Source organism: Flavobacterium saccharophilum, from assembly GCF_900142735.1.
Classification (GTDB): Bacteria; Bacteroidota; Bacteroidia; order Flavobacteriales; family Flavobacteriaceae; genus Flavobacterium; species Flavobacterium saccharophilum.
Genome location: NZ_FRBY01000002.1, coordinates 674,991 through 694,546 on the forward strand (window position 1 = coordinate 674,991; position 19,556 = coordinate 694,546).

The 19,556-nt window shown below is 33.1% G+C and carries 22 protein-coding genes; 14 read left to right on the forward strand and 8 right to left on the reverse strand.

Annotated elements, in window-relative coordinates; all coding sequences use genetic code 11:
- Positions 1-3: 3 nt before the first annotated feature.
- Entirely contained in the window at positions 4-345 is a 342-nt protein-coding gene (rpsF, locus tag BUA98_RS08340) for a 30S ribosomal protein S6 (protein WP_007810575.1), read from the reverse strand.
- A 177-nt stretch (positions 346-522) separates the two neighbouring features.
- On the opposite strand from rpsF, the gene BUA98_RS08345 reads away from it, so the two are divergent.
- Positions 523-1,221, forward strand: coding sequence for a LytR/AlgR family response regulator transcription factor (locus tag BUA98_RS08345; RefSeq protein ID WP_072971141.1), 699 nt, complete (start codon positions 523-525; stop codon positions 1,219-1,221).
- On the opposite strand, the gene priA is transcribed toward BUA98_RS08345, so the two are convergent.
- The 5 genes from priA to nadC form a co-directional block, all read right to left on the reverse strand.
- Positions 1,222-3,672 (reverse strand): replication restart helicase PriA, encoded by a 2,451-nt coding sequence (gene priA, locus BUA98_RS08350; protein ID WP_072971142.1) that lies wholly within the window; start codon positions 3,670-3,672, stop codon positions 1,222-1,224.
- A gap of 26 nt (positions 3,673-3,698) precedes the next feature.
- Complete coding sequence (bla-B1-FLAV, locus tag BUA98_RS08355; RefSeq protein WP_072971143.1) at positions 3,699-4,445, reverse strand: subclass B1 metallo-beta-lactamase; 747 nt, start codon at positions 4,443-4,445, stop codon at positions 3,699-3,701.
- 7 nt (positions 4,446-4,452) lie between these two features.
- The gene (locus tag BUA98_RS08360) at positions 4,453-4,878 is read right to left on the reverse strand and encodes a DUF2147 domain-containing protein (RefSeq protein ID WP_072971144.1); all 426 of its coding nucleotides are present in this window, start codon (positions 4,876-4,878) and stop codon (positions 4,453-4,455) included.
- A 1-nt stretch (position 4,879) separates the two neighbouring features.
- On the reverse strand, positions 4,880-5,803 hold the full coding sequence (locus BUA98_RS08365; RefSeq protein ID WP_072971145.1) for a YihY/virulence factor BrkB family protein: 924 nt from the start codon (positions 5,801-5,803) through the stop codon (positions 4,880-4,882).
- A 96-nt stretch (positions 5,804-5,899) separates the two neighbouring features.
- Positions 5,900-6,757 carry a carboxylating nicotinate-nucleotide diphosphorylase gene (gene nadC, locus BUA98_RS08370; RefSeq protein ID WP_072971146.1) on the reverse strand — a complete coding sequence of 286 codons (858 nt, stop codon included), beginning with the start codon at positions 6,755-6,757 and terminating at the stop codon, positions 5,900-5,902.
- A 335-nt stretch (positions 6,758-7,092) separates the two neighbouring features.
- On the opposite strand from nadC, the gene BUA98_RS08375 reads away from it, so the two are divergent.
- From BUA98_RS08375 to rlmH, 7 genes are all read left to right on the forward strand, one after another.
- A complete protein-coding gene (locus BUA98_RS08375; RefSeq protein WP_072971147.1) occupies positions 7,093-8,193 on the forward strand; it encodes a DNA alkylation repair protein in 1,101 nt (366 codons plus the stop codon).
- A gap of 317 nt (positions 8,194-8,510) precedes the next feature.
- Positions 8,511-9,392 carry a pirin family protein gene (locus BUA98_RS08380; protein WP_072971148.1) on the forward strand — a complete coding sequence of 294 codons (882 nt, stop codon included), beginning with the start codon at positions 8,511-8,513 and terminating at the stop codon, positions 9,390-9,392.
- Positions 9,393-9,395: 3 nt separating this feature from the next.
- The gene (locus tag BUA98_RS08385) at positions 9,396-9,791 is read left to right on the forward strand and encodes an OsmC family protein (protein WP_072971149.1); all 396 of its coding nucleotides are present in this window, start codon (positions 9,396-9,398) and stop codon (positions 9,789-9,791) included.
- 6 nt (positions 9,792-9,797) lie between these two features.
- A complete protein-coding gene (locus BUA98_RS08390) occupies positions 9,798-10,082 on the forward strand; it encodes a GNAT family N-acetyltransferase (RefSeq protein ID WP_072971150.1) in 285 nt (94 codons plus the stop codon).
- 245 nt (positions 10,083-10,327) lie between these two features.
- Positions 10,328-11,743 (forward strand): amidohydrolase family protein, encoded by a 1,416-nt coding sequence (locus tag BUA98_RS08395; RefSeq protein WP_072971151.1) that lies wholly within the window; start codon positions 10,328-10,330, stop codon positions 11,741-11,743.
- Positions 11,744-11,909: 166 nt separating this feature from the next.
- A complete protein-coding gene (locus BUA98_RS08400; protein ID WP_072971152.1) occupies positions 11,910-12,212 on the forward strand; it encodes an antibiotic biosynthesis monooxygenase family protein in 303 nt (100 codons plus the stop codon).
- A gap of 107 nt (positions 12,213-12,319) precedes the next feature.
- Positions 12,320-12,793: a 23S rRNA (pseudouridine(1915)-N(3))-methyltransferase RlmH gene (rlmH, locus tag BUA98_RS08405; protein WP_026982293.1), complete on the forward strand. Its 474-nt coding sequence runs from the start codon at positions 12,320-12,322 to the stop codon at positions 12,791-12,793.
- A gap of 40 nt (positions 12,794-12,833) precedes the next feature.
- Here the strand turns inward: rlmH and BUA98_RS08410 are convergent, their stop codons facing one another.
- Together BUA98_RS08410 and folP are read right to left on the reverse strand one after the other, a co-directional pair.
- Entirely contained in the window at positions 12,834-13,484 is a 651-nt protein-coding gene (locus tag BUA98_RS08410; RefSeq protein ID WP_072971153.1) for a hypothetical protein, read from the reverse strand.
- Positions 13,485-13,677: 193 nt separating this feature from the next.
- Positions 13,678-14,502, reverse strand: coding sequence for a dihydropteroate synthase (gene folP, locus BUA98_RS08415; RefSeq protein WP_072971154.1), 825 nt, complete (start codon positions 14,500-14,502; stop codon positions 13,678-13,680).
- A gap of 227 nt (positions 14,503-14,729) precedes the next feature.
- On the opposite strand from folP, the gene BUA98_RS08420 reads away from it, so the two are divergent.
- From BUA98_RS08420 to BUA98_RS08445, 6 genes are all read left to right on the forward strand, one after another.
- On the forward strand, positions 14,730-15,272 hold the full coding sequence (locus tag BUA98_RS08420) for a DUF1599 domain-containing protein (protein WP_072971155.1): 543 nt from the start codon (positions 14,730-14,732) through the stop codon (positions 15,270-15,272).
- Positions 15,273-15,362: 90 nt separating this feature from the next.
- On the forward strand, positions 15,363-16,463 hold the full coding sequence (locus tag BUA98_RS08425) for a BT_3928 family protein (protein WP_072971156.1): 1,101 nt from the start codon (positions 15,363-15,365) through the stop codon (positions 16,461-16,463).
- Positions 16,464-16,845: 382 nt separating this feature from the next.
- A complete protein-coding gene (locus tag BUA98_RS08430; protein ID WP_072971157.1) occupies positions 16,846-17,346 on the forward strand; it encodes a TlpA family protein disulfide reductase in 501 nt (166 codons plus the stop codon).
- A 58-nt stretch (positions 17,347-17,404) separates the two neighbouring features.
- Positions 17,405-18,157 (forward strand): triose-phosphate isomerase, encoded by a 753-nt coding sequence (gene tpiA / locus BUA98_RS08435; RefSeq protein ID WP_072971158.1) that lies wholly within the window; start codon positions 17,405-17,407, stop codon positions 18,155-18,157.
- Between the two features lie 225 nt (positions 18,158-18,382).
- Positions 18,383-19,216, forward strand: a complete 834-nt coding sequence (prmA, locus tag BUA98_RS08440) for a 50S ribosomal protein L11 methyltransferase (RefSeq protein WP_072971159.1) — start codon at positions 18,383-18,385, stop codon at positions 19,214-19,216.
- Between the two features lie 35 nt (positions 19,217-19,251).
- A complete protein-coding gene (locus tag BUA98_RS08445; protein WP_072971160.1) occupies positions 19,252-19,527 on the forward strand; it encodes an ATP-dependent Clp protease adaptor ClpS in 276 nt (91 codons plus the stop codon).
- The last annotated feature ends 29 nt before the right edge of the window (positions 19,528-19,556 follow it).

Sequence of the window (19,556 nt, forward strand, 5' to 3'; positions counted from 1 at the left end):
TAATTAAGCTTTAGTAGATTTTAATTTGGCTCTTCTTCTTTCAGCCCATGAAATAGCATGTTTGTCTAAACTTACAGTTAAGAAACGCATAACTCTTTCGTCACGTCTAAATTCAGTTTCAAAAGCAATTAGAACTTCTCCAGCTACTTTGAATTCGAATAAATGGTAAAAACCACTTTTTTTGTTTTGGATTTCGTAAGCCATTTTTTTCAGACCCCAATCCTCTTTCGATACCATTTCAGCTCCTCTACTAGTAAGAAATTCTTCAAATTTCGTTACTGTTTCCTTCACCTGAACCTCAGATAAAACGGGATTTAAAATGAAAACAGTTTCATAATGATTCATAAATACAATATTTATTTGTTAAAATTGGGTGCAAAAGTAACCATTATTTTTATATATACAACACTTTTTTATCTTTATTCGTTGTAATGTAAAAAATAAGGCTTAAGTTTAGTTTTTTTTCTAGAAAAATAATACATTTACTACTGCTATCCTGAATTTATTCTAAATTTAAATGTTATGAAACTAAACTGTGTTGTTGTAGATGATAGTTCTATACAGAGGACAATTATTGCAAAATTAGTTAATAATCACCCAGGTTTGCACTTAATCGGGGACTTTTCTAATGCAATAGAAGCAAAAAGTTGTATCTCTTTAAATAATATCGATCTCATTTTTCTAGATATTGAAATGCCTGTTATCAATGGTTTTGATTTCCTTGACGGACTAAAATCTAAGCCTCAGATTATATTTATTACTTCTAAAGCGGAGTATGCATTAAAAGCTTTCGACTACGATGCTACTGATTACCTTCAGAAGCCGATTGCCGTTGACCGTTTTAATGCTTCTGTAAAAAGAGCAATCGACATGCATCTGCTTAAAAAAGAAGTAAAAGAAGAAGAAGGCGAACATATCTTTATCAAAAGTAATCTGAAAAAACTTAAAATTTTCACGTCGAAAATTAAATGGATTGAAGCTTTTGGAGATTACGTAAGAGTAGTCACAGAAGACGACAGCAACCTGGTTCTTTCGACAATGAAATCTTTTGAAAATGATTTATCAAAAGACAAATTCATTCGCGTCCACAAGTCCTATATTATTAATATAGACAAAGTAGAACGCTTCAATAGTAAATTTGCTGAAATTGGAATTACAAAAATTCCGTTAAGCCGAAACAAAAAAGAAGATTTAGTCAAAGCATTGTCAACATCGTCTTAATTAATAAAAATCGACGTTGGCAATTACTTTTATAGCCCTGTACTGAGCAACAGCTTCAAAACTATTCAACATTTTCTGAATAGTTTTTTTTGTGTTTCCTAAATGCAGGTTTTGCGGAATCTTAATCAAAATCGTTCTGATATATTCATTTCTGATTCTACTAATTGCAGGTTCTTCAGGTCCTAAAACCGGCATAGTTAAATTCTGACTTAAAACCTGGTACAGCCACATCGATCCTTCTTTCAACTTCTCAAAATCCTTGTGCTTCAAAGTCAGTTTTATAATTCTGAAATAAGGTGGGTATTTATAAATTTGCCGATCGTATAATTGCTCCTTATACATACCTATATAATTATGTGTTGTAACCTGCTGGATTGTATTATGATTTGGATTATACGTCTGAATCACCACTTTCCCTTGTTTTTCTGACCTTCCTGCTCTTCCTGCAACCTGTGTCATCATCTGAAAACTGCGTTCAAAAGCTCTAAAATCAGGATGATGCAACATATTATCGGCATTCATAATTCCGACCAAACTTACATTATCAAAATCCAAACCTTTGGCCAGCATTTGAGTTCCGACTAAAATATCAATTTCTCTATTTTTGAAAGAATCAATAATCTTTTCAAAACCAAATTTTCCGCGCGTGGTATCCTGATCCATTCTTCCTGTTTTGGCTTTCGGAAAAAGAGAAACCAATTCCTGCTCAATTTGTTCTGTTCCGAAACCTTTTGTAGTCAGATCAATACTGGAACAACTATGACAATGTGTTGGTTTTGCGATCGAATATCCACAATAGTGGCATCTCAATTGATTTTTATTTTTATGAAAAGTCAAACTCACATCACATTGCTGACAATGCGGAACATGACCACAAGTCATACATTCTATTATAGGAGAATATCCTCTTCTATTTTGAAATAAAATCACTTGTTCGCCTAAAGACAAAGCTTCTGCAATTTCTTCTATTAAAAGATCACTAAAATGGCCCGTCATCCTTTTTCTGAAATGCTTGTCTTTTAAATCAACCAAAAGAACTTCAGGCATTCGAACATTATTATAACGTTCCGTAATCGTAACTAAACCAAATTTTTCAATTTGTGTATTAAAATACGTTTCAATACTTGGAGTTGCTGATCCCAAAAGCACTTTGGCTTGATGAAAATTAGCCAAAACAATTGCCGAATCGCGAGCATGGTATCTCGGCGCAGGATCTGTTTGTTTAAAAGTCTGCTCGTGCTCTTCGTCAACAATCAATAATCCAAGATTATTGAAAGGTAAAAACAAAGCCGACCTCGCTCCTATTACAATTTGAGCTTTATCAGAATTCTCAAGAGTTTGCTTCCAAACTTCTACTCTTTCGTTGTTACTATATTTAGAATGAAAAACAGCAACCTTATCGCCAAAATGATTTCTAAGACGAGAAACCAATTGTGTCGTCAGAGCAATTTCAGGCAATAGATACAAAACCTGTTTCCCTGTTTCTAGATACTCCTCAATTAACTTGATATAGATTTCAGTTTTTCCGCTTGATGTAACACCATGAAGCAGACAAACTTCTTTTTGTAATAAACTATTTTTAATTTCATTGAAAGCCTTTTCCTGTGCTTCACTTAAATGCAATTGTTTTTCAGAAGCTTTTCCATCAAAAGAAACCCGATCGTGTTGTAAGTAATATTCTTCAAAAATCTCCTTTTCAATTAATGTTTTTACAATCGTTGAAGTTGAATTTGAAACCTCAGTCAATTTCTTAACTGTAATCGGTTTCTTTTCTGAAGCACTAAGTTGAAAGTAAGCCAAAACAACTTCTTTTTGCTTATTGGCACTTTTCAATACTTCCAACAATTCAGTCAAACCATTATCTGATTCGTATTTTGAATGCAGTTTTACATATCGAACCAGTTTTGGTTTATAACTTTCTTTTATTTCTTCCTCTAAAACAATGATATCCTTTTCCATTAATTTTTGAAGAACCGGAAGAATATTTTTTTTGTTTAAAATCGAAATAATCTCCTGAATTTTAAGTGAATTTTGATGATGAAGAGCTTCATAAATTAAAAATTCATCATCAGAAAGTTCAGAATCATTTACAAGAACTTCTGGTTTACGGGAAATCATAGTTTCGCTTTCCAATAATAATCCCGTTGGAAAAGCACCACGATATACATCTCCAATACCACACATATAATAATTAGCAATCCAAAGCCAGTGTTTAATCTGAGTTTCGGTAGCAATTGGTCTTTCGTCTAGTATTTGATGAATTTCTTTAGCATCATATAAACTTGGCTCATTCTGATGCATATCAATTACCAAGGCTGTATAAATTTTACTTTTACCAAAAGGCACCGCCACCCGCATTCCTATTTTTATAAAATGGAATTCAGCCTCAGAAACACGATAAGTAAAGGTTTTAGCTAAGGAAAGTGGCAAAATAACTTCGACAAAAAACATGCGATTTTTTTATGAGATTGAAAGAATTATTTTTTGGTCGAAATTTTTCCAGCGTTATATTCCTGAACCAAATGCAAAGTATGTTTTAAAGAGGTAATATCCTTCCAATCGTCGTGACCTGTTATGATATATTGTGGATTCATAAATTTAGATTGTACTTTTTTAATCGATTCTTCCCATTCTTTAACATCGGCATCACCTAAATATCCCAAATCCTTTGCTTCTGCACTCTTGATAAAACAACCTCCGTAAAGCACTTTTTCTTTATCAAACCAAACTACAATATTGTCCGGTGCATGTCCTTTTCCTGGATAATAAACCTGAAAAGTATGTTGGCCAACCGTAAATATAGTATCATTCGGTATTACAAATTCAGCCCTATTTTGATCTTTCTTTTTAAGAATTTTATCCGTTGCTTTTATGGTATACGTCTTAATCTCTTTTTGTCTGTAAAACCCCAGACCTCCTGCACGATCATCATGAGAGTGCGTTGCAAAACACATAATAACATCTTTATTATGTCTTGCCTTAATTGTATCTAATAAAGGCTGAAACTGTGTTTGATCCCAGGGCGCATCAAACAACACAACACCTTTATCTGTAACAAGATATAATGCATTGGCAGAAATCAAAGTTCCTTTGTAATCATGAAATGTCTTATAAACATAAAAGTCACCTGTAAGATGACTTATTTGTAATGGTGAATTCTTAGATTGTCCAAAACTATTGGATAGTATTGCTAAGAATAAAATTATCGAAGCTAATTTTCGCATATTCTTTTTATTTCACTCGTGTCCAGTATTGCGTTCTTCCCATAATAGAAATCCCAACATAACCGCGAAGTTTTAATTTATCTGCTGATTCTAATTCAATATAACATTTGTATTTTTTACCATTTGTAGGATCCAATATTGATCCTCCATTATACTCAGAACCATCTTTTTTAAGTCCGTTAATGATAACCATACCTAAAATTGGTTTGTTTTTTTCTGCACCTTCACATTTAGTACAAACATCCTTTTTATGATTTTCGCGAAGTATCTCTACGACCTTACCGTATATTTTTCCTGATTTTTCATAAACCTCTACTACTGATTTTGCTTCACCAGTTTCATCATCAATCGTTTTCCATTTTCCAATAACGCTTTGTCCTTGCATACTTAATGTCAAGAAAAAAACACCAATTGCTAACATCCAATTTTTCATATTATTTATTTTTTTTTTGTTTTAATTTTCTGATAGAAGCATTCAATTCGAACCCTAAAAGCAGAATCATACAGTTGATCCAAATGTAAAACATTAGAATTAATAATGTCCCAATTGAACCATAAAGTTCGTTATATTTTGAGAATTTTATAACCCAAATCCCAAAAAAGAACGAAGATATAACAATTAAGATCGTTGTAAAAACAGATCCTATGCTAATAAAAGGCACTTTATTATACTGTTTTGTACCATAACGCAATAATATTGAAGATGTTATCAAAATCATTAAAATAACGAACAAATACCGTCCTAAAATAATCAAGGGAATACGATCACTCAATACATCCTGAATGATTGTTTTTTGAATAAATACCTCAAAAACGACAATTGTAGCCACGGTAACAAACAAAATAATTGTCATGATAAGCGAAATAGCCAGTGCTACTAAATATTGACTAAACCATCCGCGTTTATCAAAAACATGTTTCGAAGATTCAAAACCACTTAAGATTCCGTTAATACCATTTGCCATTAAAAAAATCGAAAGCAAAAATCCGGAAGAAAGTAATCCGGAGTGACTATTATTTAAAATATCGCTGATAATTTTGCTAATCGCATCGTATGTATTTGGCGGAACTCCCTGTTGCACAAACTGAAGAAAATCATCCTGAAATCCCTCAATAGGAATAAACGGAATTAAGTTTAAAATAAATAATGCAAAAGGAAACAATGCCATGAAAAAGCTAAAAGAAACCGCACTCGCATGATACGAGAAAGCGCCTTCTAAAATTCCAAGTACATACATTTCAAGCAAATCGTACAACGAAAATCCTTCAAGCCAAGGAAATTTTATACTCTTAAAAAGACGAGCTACAGAACGTACAACCGGGACCTTTTCAATCCGATCTTCAATTTCTTGAGACATATATTTTTAGATTTTTAGACTTCTTAGATTTTTGGATTGTTAGATTAAAACATTCTGTGCCGTGTAAACAATTGACCATTAACAATTAATAATTAATTAAAAAGCTTTCAGGCTCAAATCCATATTATAAATTGAATGCGTCAATGCGCCAGAAGAAATATAATTTACACCACAAAGTCCGTATTCGCGAATAGTTTTTTCATTGATATTTCCAGACGATTCTGTTTGGCATTTTTTACCAATTAAAGCCACTGCTTTTTTAGTATCTTCATAATTGAAATTATCGATCAGGATTCTGTGAACGCCATCACTCAACAAAATTTCACGAATTTCATCTAAATTTCGTGCTTCAACAATGATCTTTAAATCGAGATTATTGGCTTTCAGATACTCTTTTGTTTTCTTTATAGCAAGTGTAATTCCGCCAGCGAAATCAATATGATTATCTTTCAGCATGATCATATCATATAAGGCGTAACGATGATTTTCGCCTCCTCCTATTTTTACTGCCCATTTTTCGGCTACTCTAAAATTTGGCGTTGTTTTGCGTGTATCTAATATTTTAGCCCCCGTTCCTTCTAAAAGCTGCATTAACTGACTGGTTTTGGTAGCAATCGCAGACATACGCTGCATGGTATTCAAAACCACTCTTTCTGACTTTAAAATAGACTGTGAACTTCCTGAAACTTCAAAAACCACATCGCCATATTCTACATTCGTTCCGTCTTCTATGAAAGTCTTTATTTTTAATTTTGGATCTACATATTCAAAAATCATTTTTGCCAATGCAACACCGGCAATAATTCCCTGATCTTTTACCAATAATTTAGCTTGTCCGTGCGCTGTATCAGGAATGCAGGCCAATGAACTATAATCTCCAGGACCTACATCTTCTCGAATTGCATTGCTGATCAATAATTGTAATTCGGTTTGAAATTGTGCTTCGCTAATCATTTTTCTTAAATTTTATAAGATGCTAAAGTAGGACTTATTTTGGGGATTTGAAAGTTTCAATTCCCCTAAAAATGCCGAAACATCAAAATATCTAAAAATATTTGGAAGAAAAGTATTAAAATTCCCTAACACATAGAGACATAGAATTTGATTGTGCGGAAAGGCGTTTCACTCATATAAAAACACATTAGAGACTATGTGTTAAAATCTTGATTTTTTAAAAACTCCTAAAATTGATCCCCTAAATCTATGTTTCTATGTGTTTAATTTTCATTCAAAATCTACATCTTTAATTGAAAACATTAAATATCTTTGAAGTTCATTCAAATAAAATCATGGGATTAATTAAAGATATTTATTCTGTTTCTTTCTACGAGAAATTTGGTCAGGCTGTCGCCGAAGTACATCCAGCTTTCAACAAACAAAAATTTATTGAAGCCATTTACGAAGGCGATTTTTCTCAAAAAGAATGGAAAGACCGCATGAAACATACTACTGTTGTTTTGCATCAATTTATGCCTGAGAATTTTCCGGAAGCCGTTGCTTTAATTGATAGAATTATAAAAAACTTAAAGAGAAATAGTTTTACTGATGGTAATCTGGCTTTCATTTTCTTTGCCGATTATATCGAAAAATATGGTTTGGATGATTTTAAAACTTCGGCGAAAGCCTTTGTTTCTATAACACAATTTATTAGTTGTGAATTTGCTGTTCGTCCTTTTATTTTAAAGTACAAAGAAAAGATGATTGATGAAATGACAAAATGGTCATTGCATGAAAATCATCACGTTCGCAGATTAGCCAGCGAAGGTTCTCGCCCAAGATTACCGTGGGCAATGGCGATTCCATTTTTAAAGAAAGATCCCACTTCAATTTTGCCTATTTTAGAAAATTTAAAAAATGATCCGTCCGAATATGTTCGCCGAAGTGTAGCCAATAATTTAAATGATATTGTAAAAGATAATCCGGAAATAGTTCTTGAAATTGCTCAAAAATGGAAAGGCATCAGCAAGGAAACAGATGCAATTATCAAACACGGCTGTCGTACTTTATTAAAACAAGGTCATCCTGAAATCCTGAGTCATTATGGTTTGGAAAGCACTAATATTGAACTTTCTAATTTTGAAATCAAAACACCAAAAGTCAAAATTGGCGATTATTTACAGTTTCAATTTCACTTGAATAATAAAAATGACGAAGCTAAAACCATTCGTTTAGAATACGCAGTTCATTATAAAAAATCAAAAGGTCATTTGGCGAAAAAAGTATTTAAAATTAGTGAGAAAATCTATCAGCCACATCAATTGACAAAAGTCGAAAGAAATCAATCTTTTAAACTGATTACCACTCGAGTTTTTCATACAGGAATGCATCAATTGTCGATTATAATTAATGGAACAGAAAGTGATGCATTGGAGTTTGAATTAGTTAAATAATTTCAATGCGCTAGTAATACTCCATAGGAGTATCATATTTATAGCGAAGAGAAAACGTGCAAACAAAAAGCTCCAGCGGAGCGATATCTTATCACAATTATTTCGCCCCGCTGGGGCTGGTGCAATCTGGTATCTAAATTTTCTATAAACATTTCGTCTCTCCGAGACTTTTCGTGGATAAATTAAAATTTAATCAACACCATAAAAACAAACTCAACCATTTTCCCTACTTTTATAAATACAAAAGAAATCTTAATCTAAATTAAGTTACAGATCGCGGTTACCACTGTAATTTTGTTTTCAAATCAAATATAACCATGTCAAATATCAGTTTAATTATCGAAGAACGTGCTGCCAATATTGGCAATTTTATGGTAGGCAGATTATTGCCTTTCCGTGAAAAAAGAGCTGTCGGACCATTTGTCTTTATTGATCATATGGGGCCTGCTCATTTAAGTGATCATGAAAATATGGATGTTCCTCCTCATCCGCATATTGGCCTTTCAACCCTAACTTTTTTATTTGAAGGAAGCATTATGCACCGCGATAGTTTAGGAACCGAATTAGAAATAAAACCGGGCGCCGTAAACTGGATGACGGCCGGAAAAGGAATTGTACATTCTGAAAGAACGCCGGAGTATTTGAGACATTCTGACAAAATGCTTCACGGTTTGCAAATTTGGGTTGCGTTGCCAAAAGAATTAGAACAGATGGATCCGAATTTTGCGCACGTTGAAGCAGATGATATTCCGAAATGGGAAGAAGATGGTGTTTCGTATAAACTAATTGCCGGAGAAGCTTTTGGCAAAAAATCGCCAGTTCCGGTTTATAGTCCGCTTTATTTTATTGAAATTAAAAGCAAAGAAGCTAAAAAAATCAATATCGGAAAAGATTTATTCGGAGAAAGTGGATTGTATATTTTGGAAGGAAGCATTAAAAGTGGCGAACATGTTTACGATCCAAAACAAATTTTGATTACCAATGACAGCACTTTATGTGAGTTTGAAATCGCAGAAAACAGTACCGTTTATATTTTTGGAGGACAGCCGTTTCCTGAAGAACATTTTATCTTTTGGAATTTTGTTTCTTCGGATAAAGAATTACTCGAAAAAGCAAAAAAAGACTGGACAGAACAAACTTTCCCAAAAGTCCCTGGCGAAACTGAATTTGTCCCATTACCTGAACCAAGAATCAAATAAAATATGGATACGATCTCAGCAAAAATAGATACACGTTTGTATCGAACAGAAGTAAAATCAGCAAGTGATAACGTCTTAATATCTGATGAACCCCAAGAACTGGGCGGTAAAAATTTAGGTTTAAATCCGACAGAGCTGTTGGCAGCTTCATTAGCTTCATGCACTGTAATTACTTTGAGAATGTACATCAATCGCAAACAATGGAACGTTTCAGAAATAAATGTCAAAATTGATTTTGAAAGAGATTCTGAGCGAAGTGTATCTGTATTCACAAGAAAAATAGAAGTAATTGGTGAAGTTGACGAAACACAAAGACAAAGATTGGAAACCATTGCCAACAGCTGTCCAATTCATAAAACACTAACACATTCAATCGAAATAAAAACCACATTAATATAACTTACCATGGAAATAAATCAAATCAACGATATAAGAAAAGGCTATTTTGAAGCTATAGAAGACGGAAAAGAAGCCGGAAAAATGACCTACACTTGGGCTGGAGATTCAAAATTCATTATCGACCATACTGAAGTTAACGAAGGATTCAACGGAAAAGGTGTCGGTAAAAAACTGGTATTGGCTGCAGTTGATTATGCAAGAAATAACAATTTGAAAATTATTCCGCTTTGTCCTTTTGCAAAAAGTGTTTTTGATAAGACGGAGGAAATTCGTGATGTACTTTTTTCTTAAAGATGCTAAGATGCTAAGATTCTAAGTTGCTAAGGTTCTAAGATTCTTTTAACCGCAAAGCACGCAAAGAATTACGCAAAGTTCGCAAAGTTTTAGGTAAAGCTTTGCGAACTTTGTGTTTATATTCAGTTTTAGTATATAACTAAACCTTTGCGATCTTTGCGGTTAAATCAACACAAAGAGAAAACAAAATTTTCAAATCTCCTCGAAAAGCCTTACATTTGCATGTAATTTAAACTTAGAGTATGACGAGGATAATTACACTTTTCTGTTTTTTTATAGCGCAAATCGGCTTTTCTCAAACGGCTGGCGACTATTTAGAAAAAATCAGAAACAACGAAGCTCTCTTAACAGCTTTTTTTCAACAAATGCCTAAAGGAGGCGATTTACACCATCATTTTTCGGGATCAATCTATGCAGAACCACTTTTGGAAAGAGCTATTGCAGAAGATTTTTATCTGAATTTAGAAACGATGGCAGTCGCTAAAACAAAACCTTCAGGAGGCAATTGGCAAAACTTCTCTTCTCTTAAGAACGAAGGAAAATTATCCTTCTATCAACAACAAGTAATGCAAACCTGGTCGGCTAAGGATTATAATGGTTCTGTTCCTTCTGACGATTTGTTTTTCGACTCTTTTATGAAATTTGAACCTACCATTCAAGGTCATTTTGCAGAAGGAATGCTCGAATTAAAAAAACGTGCCCTTGCAGAAAATGTAAGCTATATAGAAACACAATTATCAACTATTCCGTGCGATATGAATGTTTCTGATTTGACTGATTTCAACGCAAAATTACGTCAGGCTTCTGCTCAAAAAGATGAAAAAGCGGCAACGAAACTTTTAGACGAATTGTACAAAGCGATTCAGCAAAAAGATGCTAAAAAATATGCGACCGATTTCAATACTAATTTCATTGCAAAATTGCACAAAGACCTAAAAATTGACGATGATAAATTTACGATGCGCTATCAAAATTTTGTGCTTCGTTTTATGGATCCGGTTGATTTATTTAAAAACCTGACTATTGCATTTATCTCAGCGAACGATAGTAAATTGGTTGCCGGCGTAAACATTGTTTCTCCAGAGCATGGTGAAAATTCTATGAAAGATTATTGGCTACACATGGTCATGTTTAAATATTGTCACTCTAAATTCCCAGAGGTAAAATATACACTTCATGCTGGCGAATTAACTTTAGGTTTGGTTCAGCCAGAAGATTTAACTTGGCATATTAATGATGCAATTCACATTGCAGGTGCCAACAGAATCGGTCACGGGGTTGATATTGCCTACGAGCAAAACTCGTACGATTTATTACACTACATGGCAAAAAACAATATTCCGATTGAGATTAATTTGGCGAGTAACGAATTCATTTTAAAAGTAAAAGACGGTCGTCATCCGTTTACGCTTTACAAAGAATTTAATGTGCCAATTGTAATCAGTACAGACGATGCGGGAATATTAAGAACCAATATGACTGAACAATATGTTTTATTGGCCAAAAGATATTCTGATGTTTCGTATGCAACTATAAAACAATACGTTTACAATAGTATCAATTATAGTTTTATTCAGGATGCTTCGGTAAAAAAGCAATTATTGAAAGATTTGGATACGAGATTTAAAACTTTTGAAGACAAATTTTCTAAAAATTAAACTTGTCGAAATTTGTGTAAAAATATTTCACGCAGATTTACACAGATTGAAGCTGATTGACGCAGATTTTAAATAAAAATAAAAATCTGCCGAATCTGCTAAATCTGCGAGAGATAATTTTTTCTCGCAGATTTAGCAGATCAAGCAGATAAATTCATTTAATTATATGATTCTAGAAGCCGTTTTCTTATTTATAAAACCGGATTTAGCAAATCAATTCGAGGTTGATTTTGCAAAAGCAAGCCAATATATTTCATCAATTGATGGCTATTTAGGACATCGTCTAGAAAAATGTCTGGAAGTCGAAAATAAATATCTTTTGCTGGTTGATTGGAATACGTTGGAAGATCATACCATAGGTTTTAGAACTTCAGAAGCGTATCTGGAATGGAAAAAGATTCTGCATCATTATTATGAACCATTTCCAATTGTAGAGCATTTTGAAACTGTTTTTGAGAATAAAAAATAGCCGCTAAATTGCCCACAAATTGTACGGATTGAACAGATCCTCACAGATTTTTCTAATTTTAATTTGTGGAAATTCGTGTAATTCGTGGCAAAAAATAAAAATAAAAGATGAATATCAAACTTATCGCCATTGGCAAAACCGACAATAAATCGTTGCAGACTTTAATCGACGATTACACTAAACGTTTGTCGTTTTATATCAAATTTGATTTGGAGATTATTCCGGATATCAAAAACGTGAAGAATTTATCTGAAAGCCAACAGAAAGAAAAAGAAGGCGAATTGATTTTGTCCAAACTTTCTCCGACAGATCAATTGATTTTATTGGATGAAAACGGGAAAAACTTCTCCAGCGTTGGTTTTTCTGAAGAATTGCAAAAGAAAATGAACTCGGGAATTAAAACATTGGTGTTCGTAATTGGTGGCCCATACGGATTTTCAGACACCGTTTACAGTAAAGCGCAGGGAAAAATTTCGCTTTCACTTATGACGTTCTCCCATCAAATGGTTCGTTTATTTTTTATCGAACAATTGTACCGCGGATTTACGATTTTACGAAATGAACCTTATCATCACCAGTAGACTTTTGTTTCAGGTTTTCTTTGTTTCAGGTTTCAAGTTTTTAGTAGATATACTCTTCTTCTTCACTTATAAAAACAAATGGGATCTTTTTATCAATTATAGTTTTTACCAGGATTTTACATTGAATATAATCTTCGTAAAGCATCTTTTTATCGTATGAAAATATAATTTCAGCTTTTGGGTTTATTACTAAGCTATCCAGAAAAGGTTCCAGATTATGTTTAGGAAAATCATAGGTTTTTCTCCCTCTATATTCTATCATCCCATTTTTTCTAAAATACAATTGACTAGTGTTTTTGCTAACAGACTCCATTTTATAATACACTTTCGTGAAAGGCAAAAAGGCTAAATTCTTTCCGATGGAATCTGCATAGGAATAATAATTTTCGGCTTTTTCGTTTTTATGGGCGCTGTCTCCTCGCTTTTTCTCCTGTAATTTCAATACTTCTGGAATTACCAATCTCAAAGGCAAACGCTTGTCAATATTGAAAATCCAGTTGGTTGAGATGATGCTGTTTTTTCTGTTTACTTCTGCGATGGTGTCTTTGCCTTCCGTTTTGAAGAAGATATAAATTGGCGAATGATCCTGAACGTCTTTTACAATTGAAACATTTGCTTTTGGGAGTAAGACATCTTTTTTTTCTTCGCAGGAAAAAAGAAGAAAAGTTAAAATTAAACTGAAGTACTTCATAAATATAGCATTAAAAATTTTAAATTAACGAAAGGCATTTGCCTTAGCAAGTATCAATTAGCCCAAAGTATGTCATTCCGAGGAACGAGGAATCCCCGTAAGTAGCTCGACAAAGATTGGCGAATTCCTACACGGAGTTTCTTGCGGGGATTCCTCGTTCCTCGGAATGACAAATCTGTCGCTTAAGCTCCTCTTATACACTCATTTTCCCAAACAAAGTAACACATTCCACGGCTTCTTTCACATCATGAACACGCAAAATTTTCGTACCTTTTGTCAATGCAATAGTATTCAAAACTGTTGTTCCGTTTAAGGCTTCTTGTGCAGTGTTACCAAGTGTTTTATAAATCATTGATTTTCTTGAAACTCCTGCCAAAACTGGCAATTCTAATAAATTAAAAAGTTCCATTTTTTGCAAAACATCATAATTTTGATCGATTGTTTTCGCGAAACCGAAACCTGGGTCTAAAATTAAATCGTTGATTCCTAAAGCTCTTGCTTTTTTTACTTTTTCAGAAAAATAGAAAAGCATTTCTTTTACAATATCATCGTATTGCGTCAAACTCTGCATGGTTTGCGGATTCCCACGCATGTGCATCATGATGTATGGAACATTGTACTCTGCAATTACATCAAACATTTTATCGTCTAATTCTCCGGCGGCAATATCATTTATAATCGCTGCACCACTTTCTATACTTGCTTTTGCAACTTTCGCTCTAAACGTATCTATCGACAATAAAGCTTGTGGAAAGTGTTTTAAAATCAATTCAATTACGGGAACAATACGTTCAATTTCTTCGGCTTCGGTCACAAATTCAGCGCTTGGTTTGCTTGAATAAGCACCAATATCTATAAATGTCGCACCTTCAGAAAGCATTTTATCTACCTGAGCGATTATCTCTTCTTCGTTTTTATACTTTCCTCCGTCAAAAAAGGAATTTGGCGTCACATTCAAAATTCCCATTACTTTAGGAATTGACAAATCAATAAGTTGGCCTTTGCAGTTAATCGTCATGTGTTGTTATTTTTGTTTCAGGTTTCAAGTTTCAGGTTGACGTAGATTGTGTAAGTTCCAGAACTTGAAACTTGAAACCTGAAACTTGAAACATTAATTTTTTAAAGTTTAAAGTTGCGGCATTAACAATTTGTTTAGAAAAAACTTGAAACAAAGAAAACCTGAAACTTGAAACTCTTGAAAAATTCCTTATTTTTGAAGAAATTTTAGCAAATATACAGCAATAAATGAAGAATACTTCCCTTGAATTTGATAATGTAATTACGGTTTGCCGCACACTATATATCAATAAAATGAAAGATTATGGCAGTGCATGGAGAATTTTAAGACTGCCTTCGCTAACCGATCAAATATTCATAAAAGCCCAAAGAATCAGAAGTTTACAGGAAAACGAAATCCGTAAAGTGGATGAAGATGAAAAAGGAGAATTCATCGGAATTATCAATTATTCGATTATGGCTTTGATTCAGTTAGAATTGGGCGTTGCAGAACAGCCTGATCTTGATGTCGAAAAAGCAACCGAATTATACGATGCTAAAATTAAATTAACCAAAGAGTTAATGGAAGCTAAAAATCACGATTATGGCGAGGCCTGGCGCGATATGCGTGTGAGTTCCTTAACTGATTTGATTCTGCAAAAAATACTTCGCGTAAAACAAATTGAAGATAACAAAGGTAAAACTTTAGTTTCTGAAGGCATCGATGCTAATTATCAGGATATGATAAATTATGCTGTTTTTGCACTTATTCTTGAGCCTATAAATAAATAAAATTCCAAAAAATAAATTCCAAATTCCAATCCTAATCTTTGAAATTTGGTCCCGATAGCTATCGGGAGGAATTTAAACTAAACCTATATTATGAAAAACATTATTACCCAATTTTCCCGAATATTTGTCGGCGTATTATTTATCATTTCAGGATTAATTAAACTAAATGATCCGGTTGGTTTCTCTTATAAACTGGCTGAATATTTTAGCGAGCCGGTTTTTAATATGCCCTTTTTAGAGCCATTCGCCTTAGGATTAGCAATCTTTTTAGTGATTCTGGAAGTTGTTTTAGGTGTAATGTTATTAGTTGGTTATAAAGCAAAACAAACAATTTGGGCTTTATTGCTTTTAATCGTTTTCTTTACCTTCCTTACCTTCTATTCGGCTTATTTTGATGTGGTAAAAGATTGTGGATGTTTTGGAGATGCTTTGCATTTAACGCCTTGGCAATCATTCACTAAAGATGTTGTTTTATTATTCTTTATTTTGATTTTATTCTTCAATCAAAAATTAATAAAACCATTATTTTCAACTCCACAAACCAATTTTGCTGTTTATGTAAGCGTTGTTTTGTGTGCTTTTATGGCAGTTTGGGTTTTGAATCATAATCCAATTAAAGATTTCCGTCCTTACAAAGTAGGAACTAATATTGAAAAAGGAATGGAAATTCCGGAAGGCGCGCCAAAGTCTGTAGTTGAAATGATTTTCATTTACAAAGTAAACGGCGTTGATAAAGAATTTGGTGAAAAAGATTTAGCAAATATTCCGGCTGGAGCTACTTTCGTAGATAGAAAAGACAAAGTGATTACGGAAGGATATGTTCCGCCAATTCACGATTTCACGATGACAAAAGACGATTCTGACTATAAAGCAGAACTTTTAAAAGAACCCAAATTATTACTTTTTGTTACTTACGACCTGGCTTTATCAGAGCCGGCCGGAATGAAAAAATTAGAAACTTTAAACAAAGAAGCAAAAGCTAAAGGCTATAAAGTTGTTGCCATGACAGCTTCTGGAGCTGATGAAATTGCTAAAGCAAAAAAAGAATACGGCTTAAATGTTGATTTTTATTTCTGTGATGCAACAGCTTTAAAAACGATTGAAAGAGCAAATCCAAGTATAGTTGTTTTACACAACGGAACGGTGATTCAGAAAGTTCATTACAATGATATTGGAGATTTGAAATTGTAATTTCCTCTAAATAAAAAATAAAAATCGGTAGGCTATAAATAATTTAGTCTGCCGATTTTTTTATTAAAATCCGACGTTTTTAGTTCCTAAAATCCTTCCAAAAGCAAAAAAATCGTTCCAAATTTTAGTTCATTAAAAAAATGATTCCCCATTTTTTTCATTTTTCAGGCGAACTATTACGATTTCAATCGCGTTTTTCTAACCGAAAATTCAAGTTTTGTTACAAAATAAACGACTCTTCAAATTTTGTTAATCTCCATTTGGCATTCAAATTGTTTGTTTAACTTTGTTCGGAACCTTAATTTATGAAATTGTTCTGATTTGAATTTGCAGATTCAGTTCAGAAAAGACAATTCATACATTTTTAAACTATAATTATAATATGAAACAAATAGCTTTAGTTGTTATTGCATTGATTACTTTTTCATGTTCTCAAGCACAAAAAACCAGTTTCTCTAAAGAAGCTCTGTCTGAAAAATTATTAACTGTTGATGGAGGTCAGACATCTTTCAAAAACATTTTAAAAAAATACAAAGGAAAAACTTTAGTTATTGAAGTTTGGGCATCCTGGTGTGGAGATTGCGTAAAAGCAATGCCAAAAGTAAAAGAACTACAAGCCAACAATCCTGATGTATCTTATCTATTTCTTTCTGCTGATAAAACGGCTGAAAAATGGAAAATAGGAATTGAAAAACATGAAATAAAAGGCGATCATTTTATGATGAACGACGGAATGAAAGGTGTTTTTGGAAAAGCAATTGATTTAGACTGGATTCCGCGATACATTATCATTGATAAAACAGGAAAAATTGTTTTATACCGCGCTATTGAAACTGATTTTGACAAAATCAATGAAACCCTGAAAAGTTTAAAACAAGCCTAAATAGCTTCGCAAATTACCACAAAAAACAAAAATTAAAAGAATAATAAAAACTACCAAAATGAGAAAAAAGATTGTTGCAGGAAACTGGAAAATGCATAAAAACGCAGCACAAACCGAAGAATTATTAAGTGAATTAATTACAAAAATACCTGCACAAACTACTGCACAAGTAATCGTTGCACCAACATTTGTAAACTTACAGGCTGCAGTTGCAAAAGTAAAAAACACAACTATTGGAGTTTCGGCTCAAAACGTTCATCAGGCGGAAGGTGGTGCTTTTACAGGAGAAATTTCTGCTGATATGTTAACTGGTATTGGTGTAAACACAGTAATTCTTGGTCACTCTGAGCGTCGTGCTATTTTTCATGAAACAGATGCTTTAATCGCAAGCAAGGTTGATACCGCTTTGAAACATGAAATGACTGTAATTTTCTGTTTTGGAGAAGAATTAAAAGATCGTCAATCAGGAAATCATTTCAATATTGTTGAGAATCAATTGCGTGACGGATTATTCCATATCGCAAAAGAATCCTGGGCAAATGTTGTTTTAGCTTATGAGCCAGTTTGGGCAATTGGAACTGGAGAAACTGCTTCACCAGAACAAGCTCAGGAAATGCACGAATTCATTAGAGAAGTTGTGCGTAAAGCCTTTGGTGCTGATATCGCTGACGAAGTTTCTATTTTATACGGTGGTTCTGTAAAACCAGACAACGCAAAAGAAATTTTCTCTAAACCAGACGTAGACGGTGGTTTAATTGGAGGAGCTGCTTTAAAAGCTGATGATTTCTTAGCAATTGTAACAGCTATCTAATTTTAGATTTTAGATTTTAGATTTTAGATTTTAGATTTTAGATTTTAGATTTTAGATTTTAGATTTTAGATTTTAGATTTTAGATTTTGATATCTAATTATATATAAAAGCGTTCGCTGTGCGAACGCTTTTTTTGTGGTTTAAATAATTCTTAAATTAATAATGTTCTTTTAGATTTATAAGCAACTTCTACTTTCTATTATTACCTTTGCAAAAAAATTATTTATGTCAAATATATATTTAGGATATCATTTTACAATTGAGCCGAAAGAACCGGGATCAGAAATTTTAATTGCTGAATTAGGCGAAAAAGCGTTTGAAACTTTTACAGAAACGGACAACGGAATTTCTGCTTATGTGAAGAAAGATTTATGGGATGAAAACATACTGGATGACATTTATATTTTACAGTCTGAAGAATTTAAAATCGAATATACCGTTGAAGAAATCGATCAGGTAAACTGGAACGAAGAATGGGAAAAGAACTTTGAACCGATTGATGTAGACGGAAAATGTCATGTTCGTGCTCCATTTCATCCAAAAACAGATGCCGAGTTTGATATCGTAATCGAACCTAAAATGAGTTTTGGAACAGGTCATCACGAAACGACACACATGATGATTCAGCATTTATTAGAAATGGATGTTCAAGGTTTAAAAACTTTAGATATGGGTTGCGGAACTGCGATTTTAGCCATTTTAGCTGAAATGAAAGGCGCTCAGCCAATTGATGCTATTGACATTGACAATTGGTGTTACCTGAATTCTATTGAAAATGCAGAACGTAACAATTGCAAACACATTACTGTTTACGAAGGCGATGCTGCTTTATTGGCCGGCAAAAAATATGATTTTATTATTGCTAACATCAACAGAAATATCTTGTTGAATGATATGCAAAGTTATGTCGACTGTTTAAATAAAGATGGGATCATTTTATTTAGCGGTTTTTACGAAGAAGATATTCCTTTTATTGATGCTTCGTGCACTGAAAAAGGATTGACATATGTTAAAAAATTTCAAAGAAACAACTGGGTTTCATTAAAATACGTAAATTAGTTTTAGTAATTACAACAGTACAAAAACCTAAAAACATGAGTACTAAAGAAAAAGTAAGAGAAAGAGTTCAGGTAAAAGAAGCAGTTGGTTTCAATAACGAAATCATTGTTTATAACGACGATGTAAACACTTTTGATCACGTAATTGACACTTTAATGCGTGTTTGCAGTCACACGGCTGAACAAGCAGAACAATGTTCCTTAATTGTACATTACAATGGAAAATGCACTGTAAAAACAGGGCCAATGGACAAACTAAAACCACTATGCAGTCAACTTCTGGAAGCTGGACTTAGCGCGGAAATTGTTTAATTTCGAATAATTCAAAAAATGTTATAAAA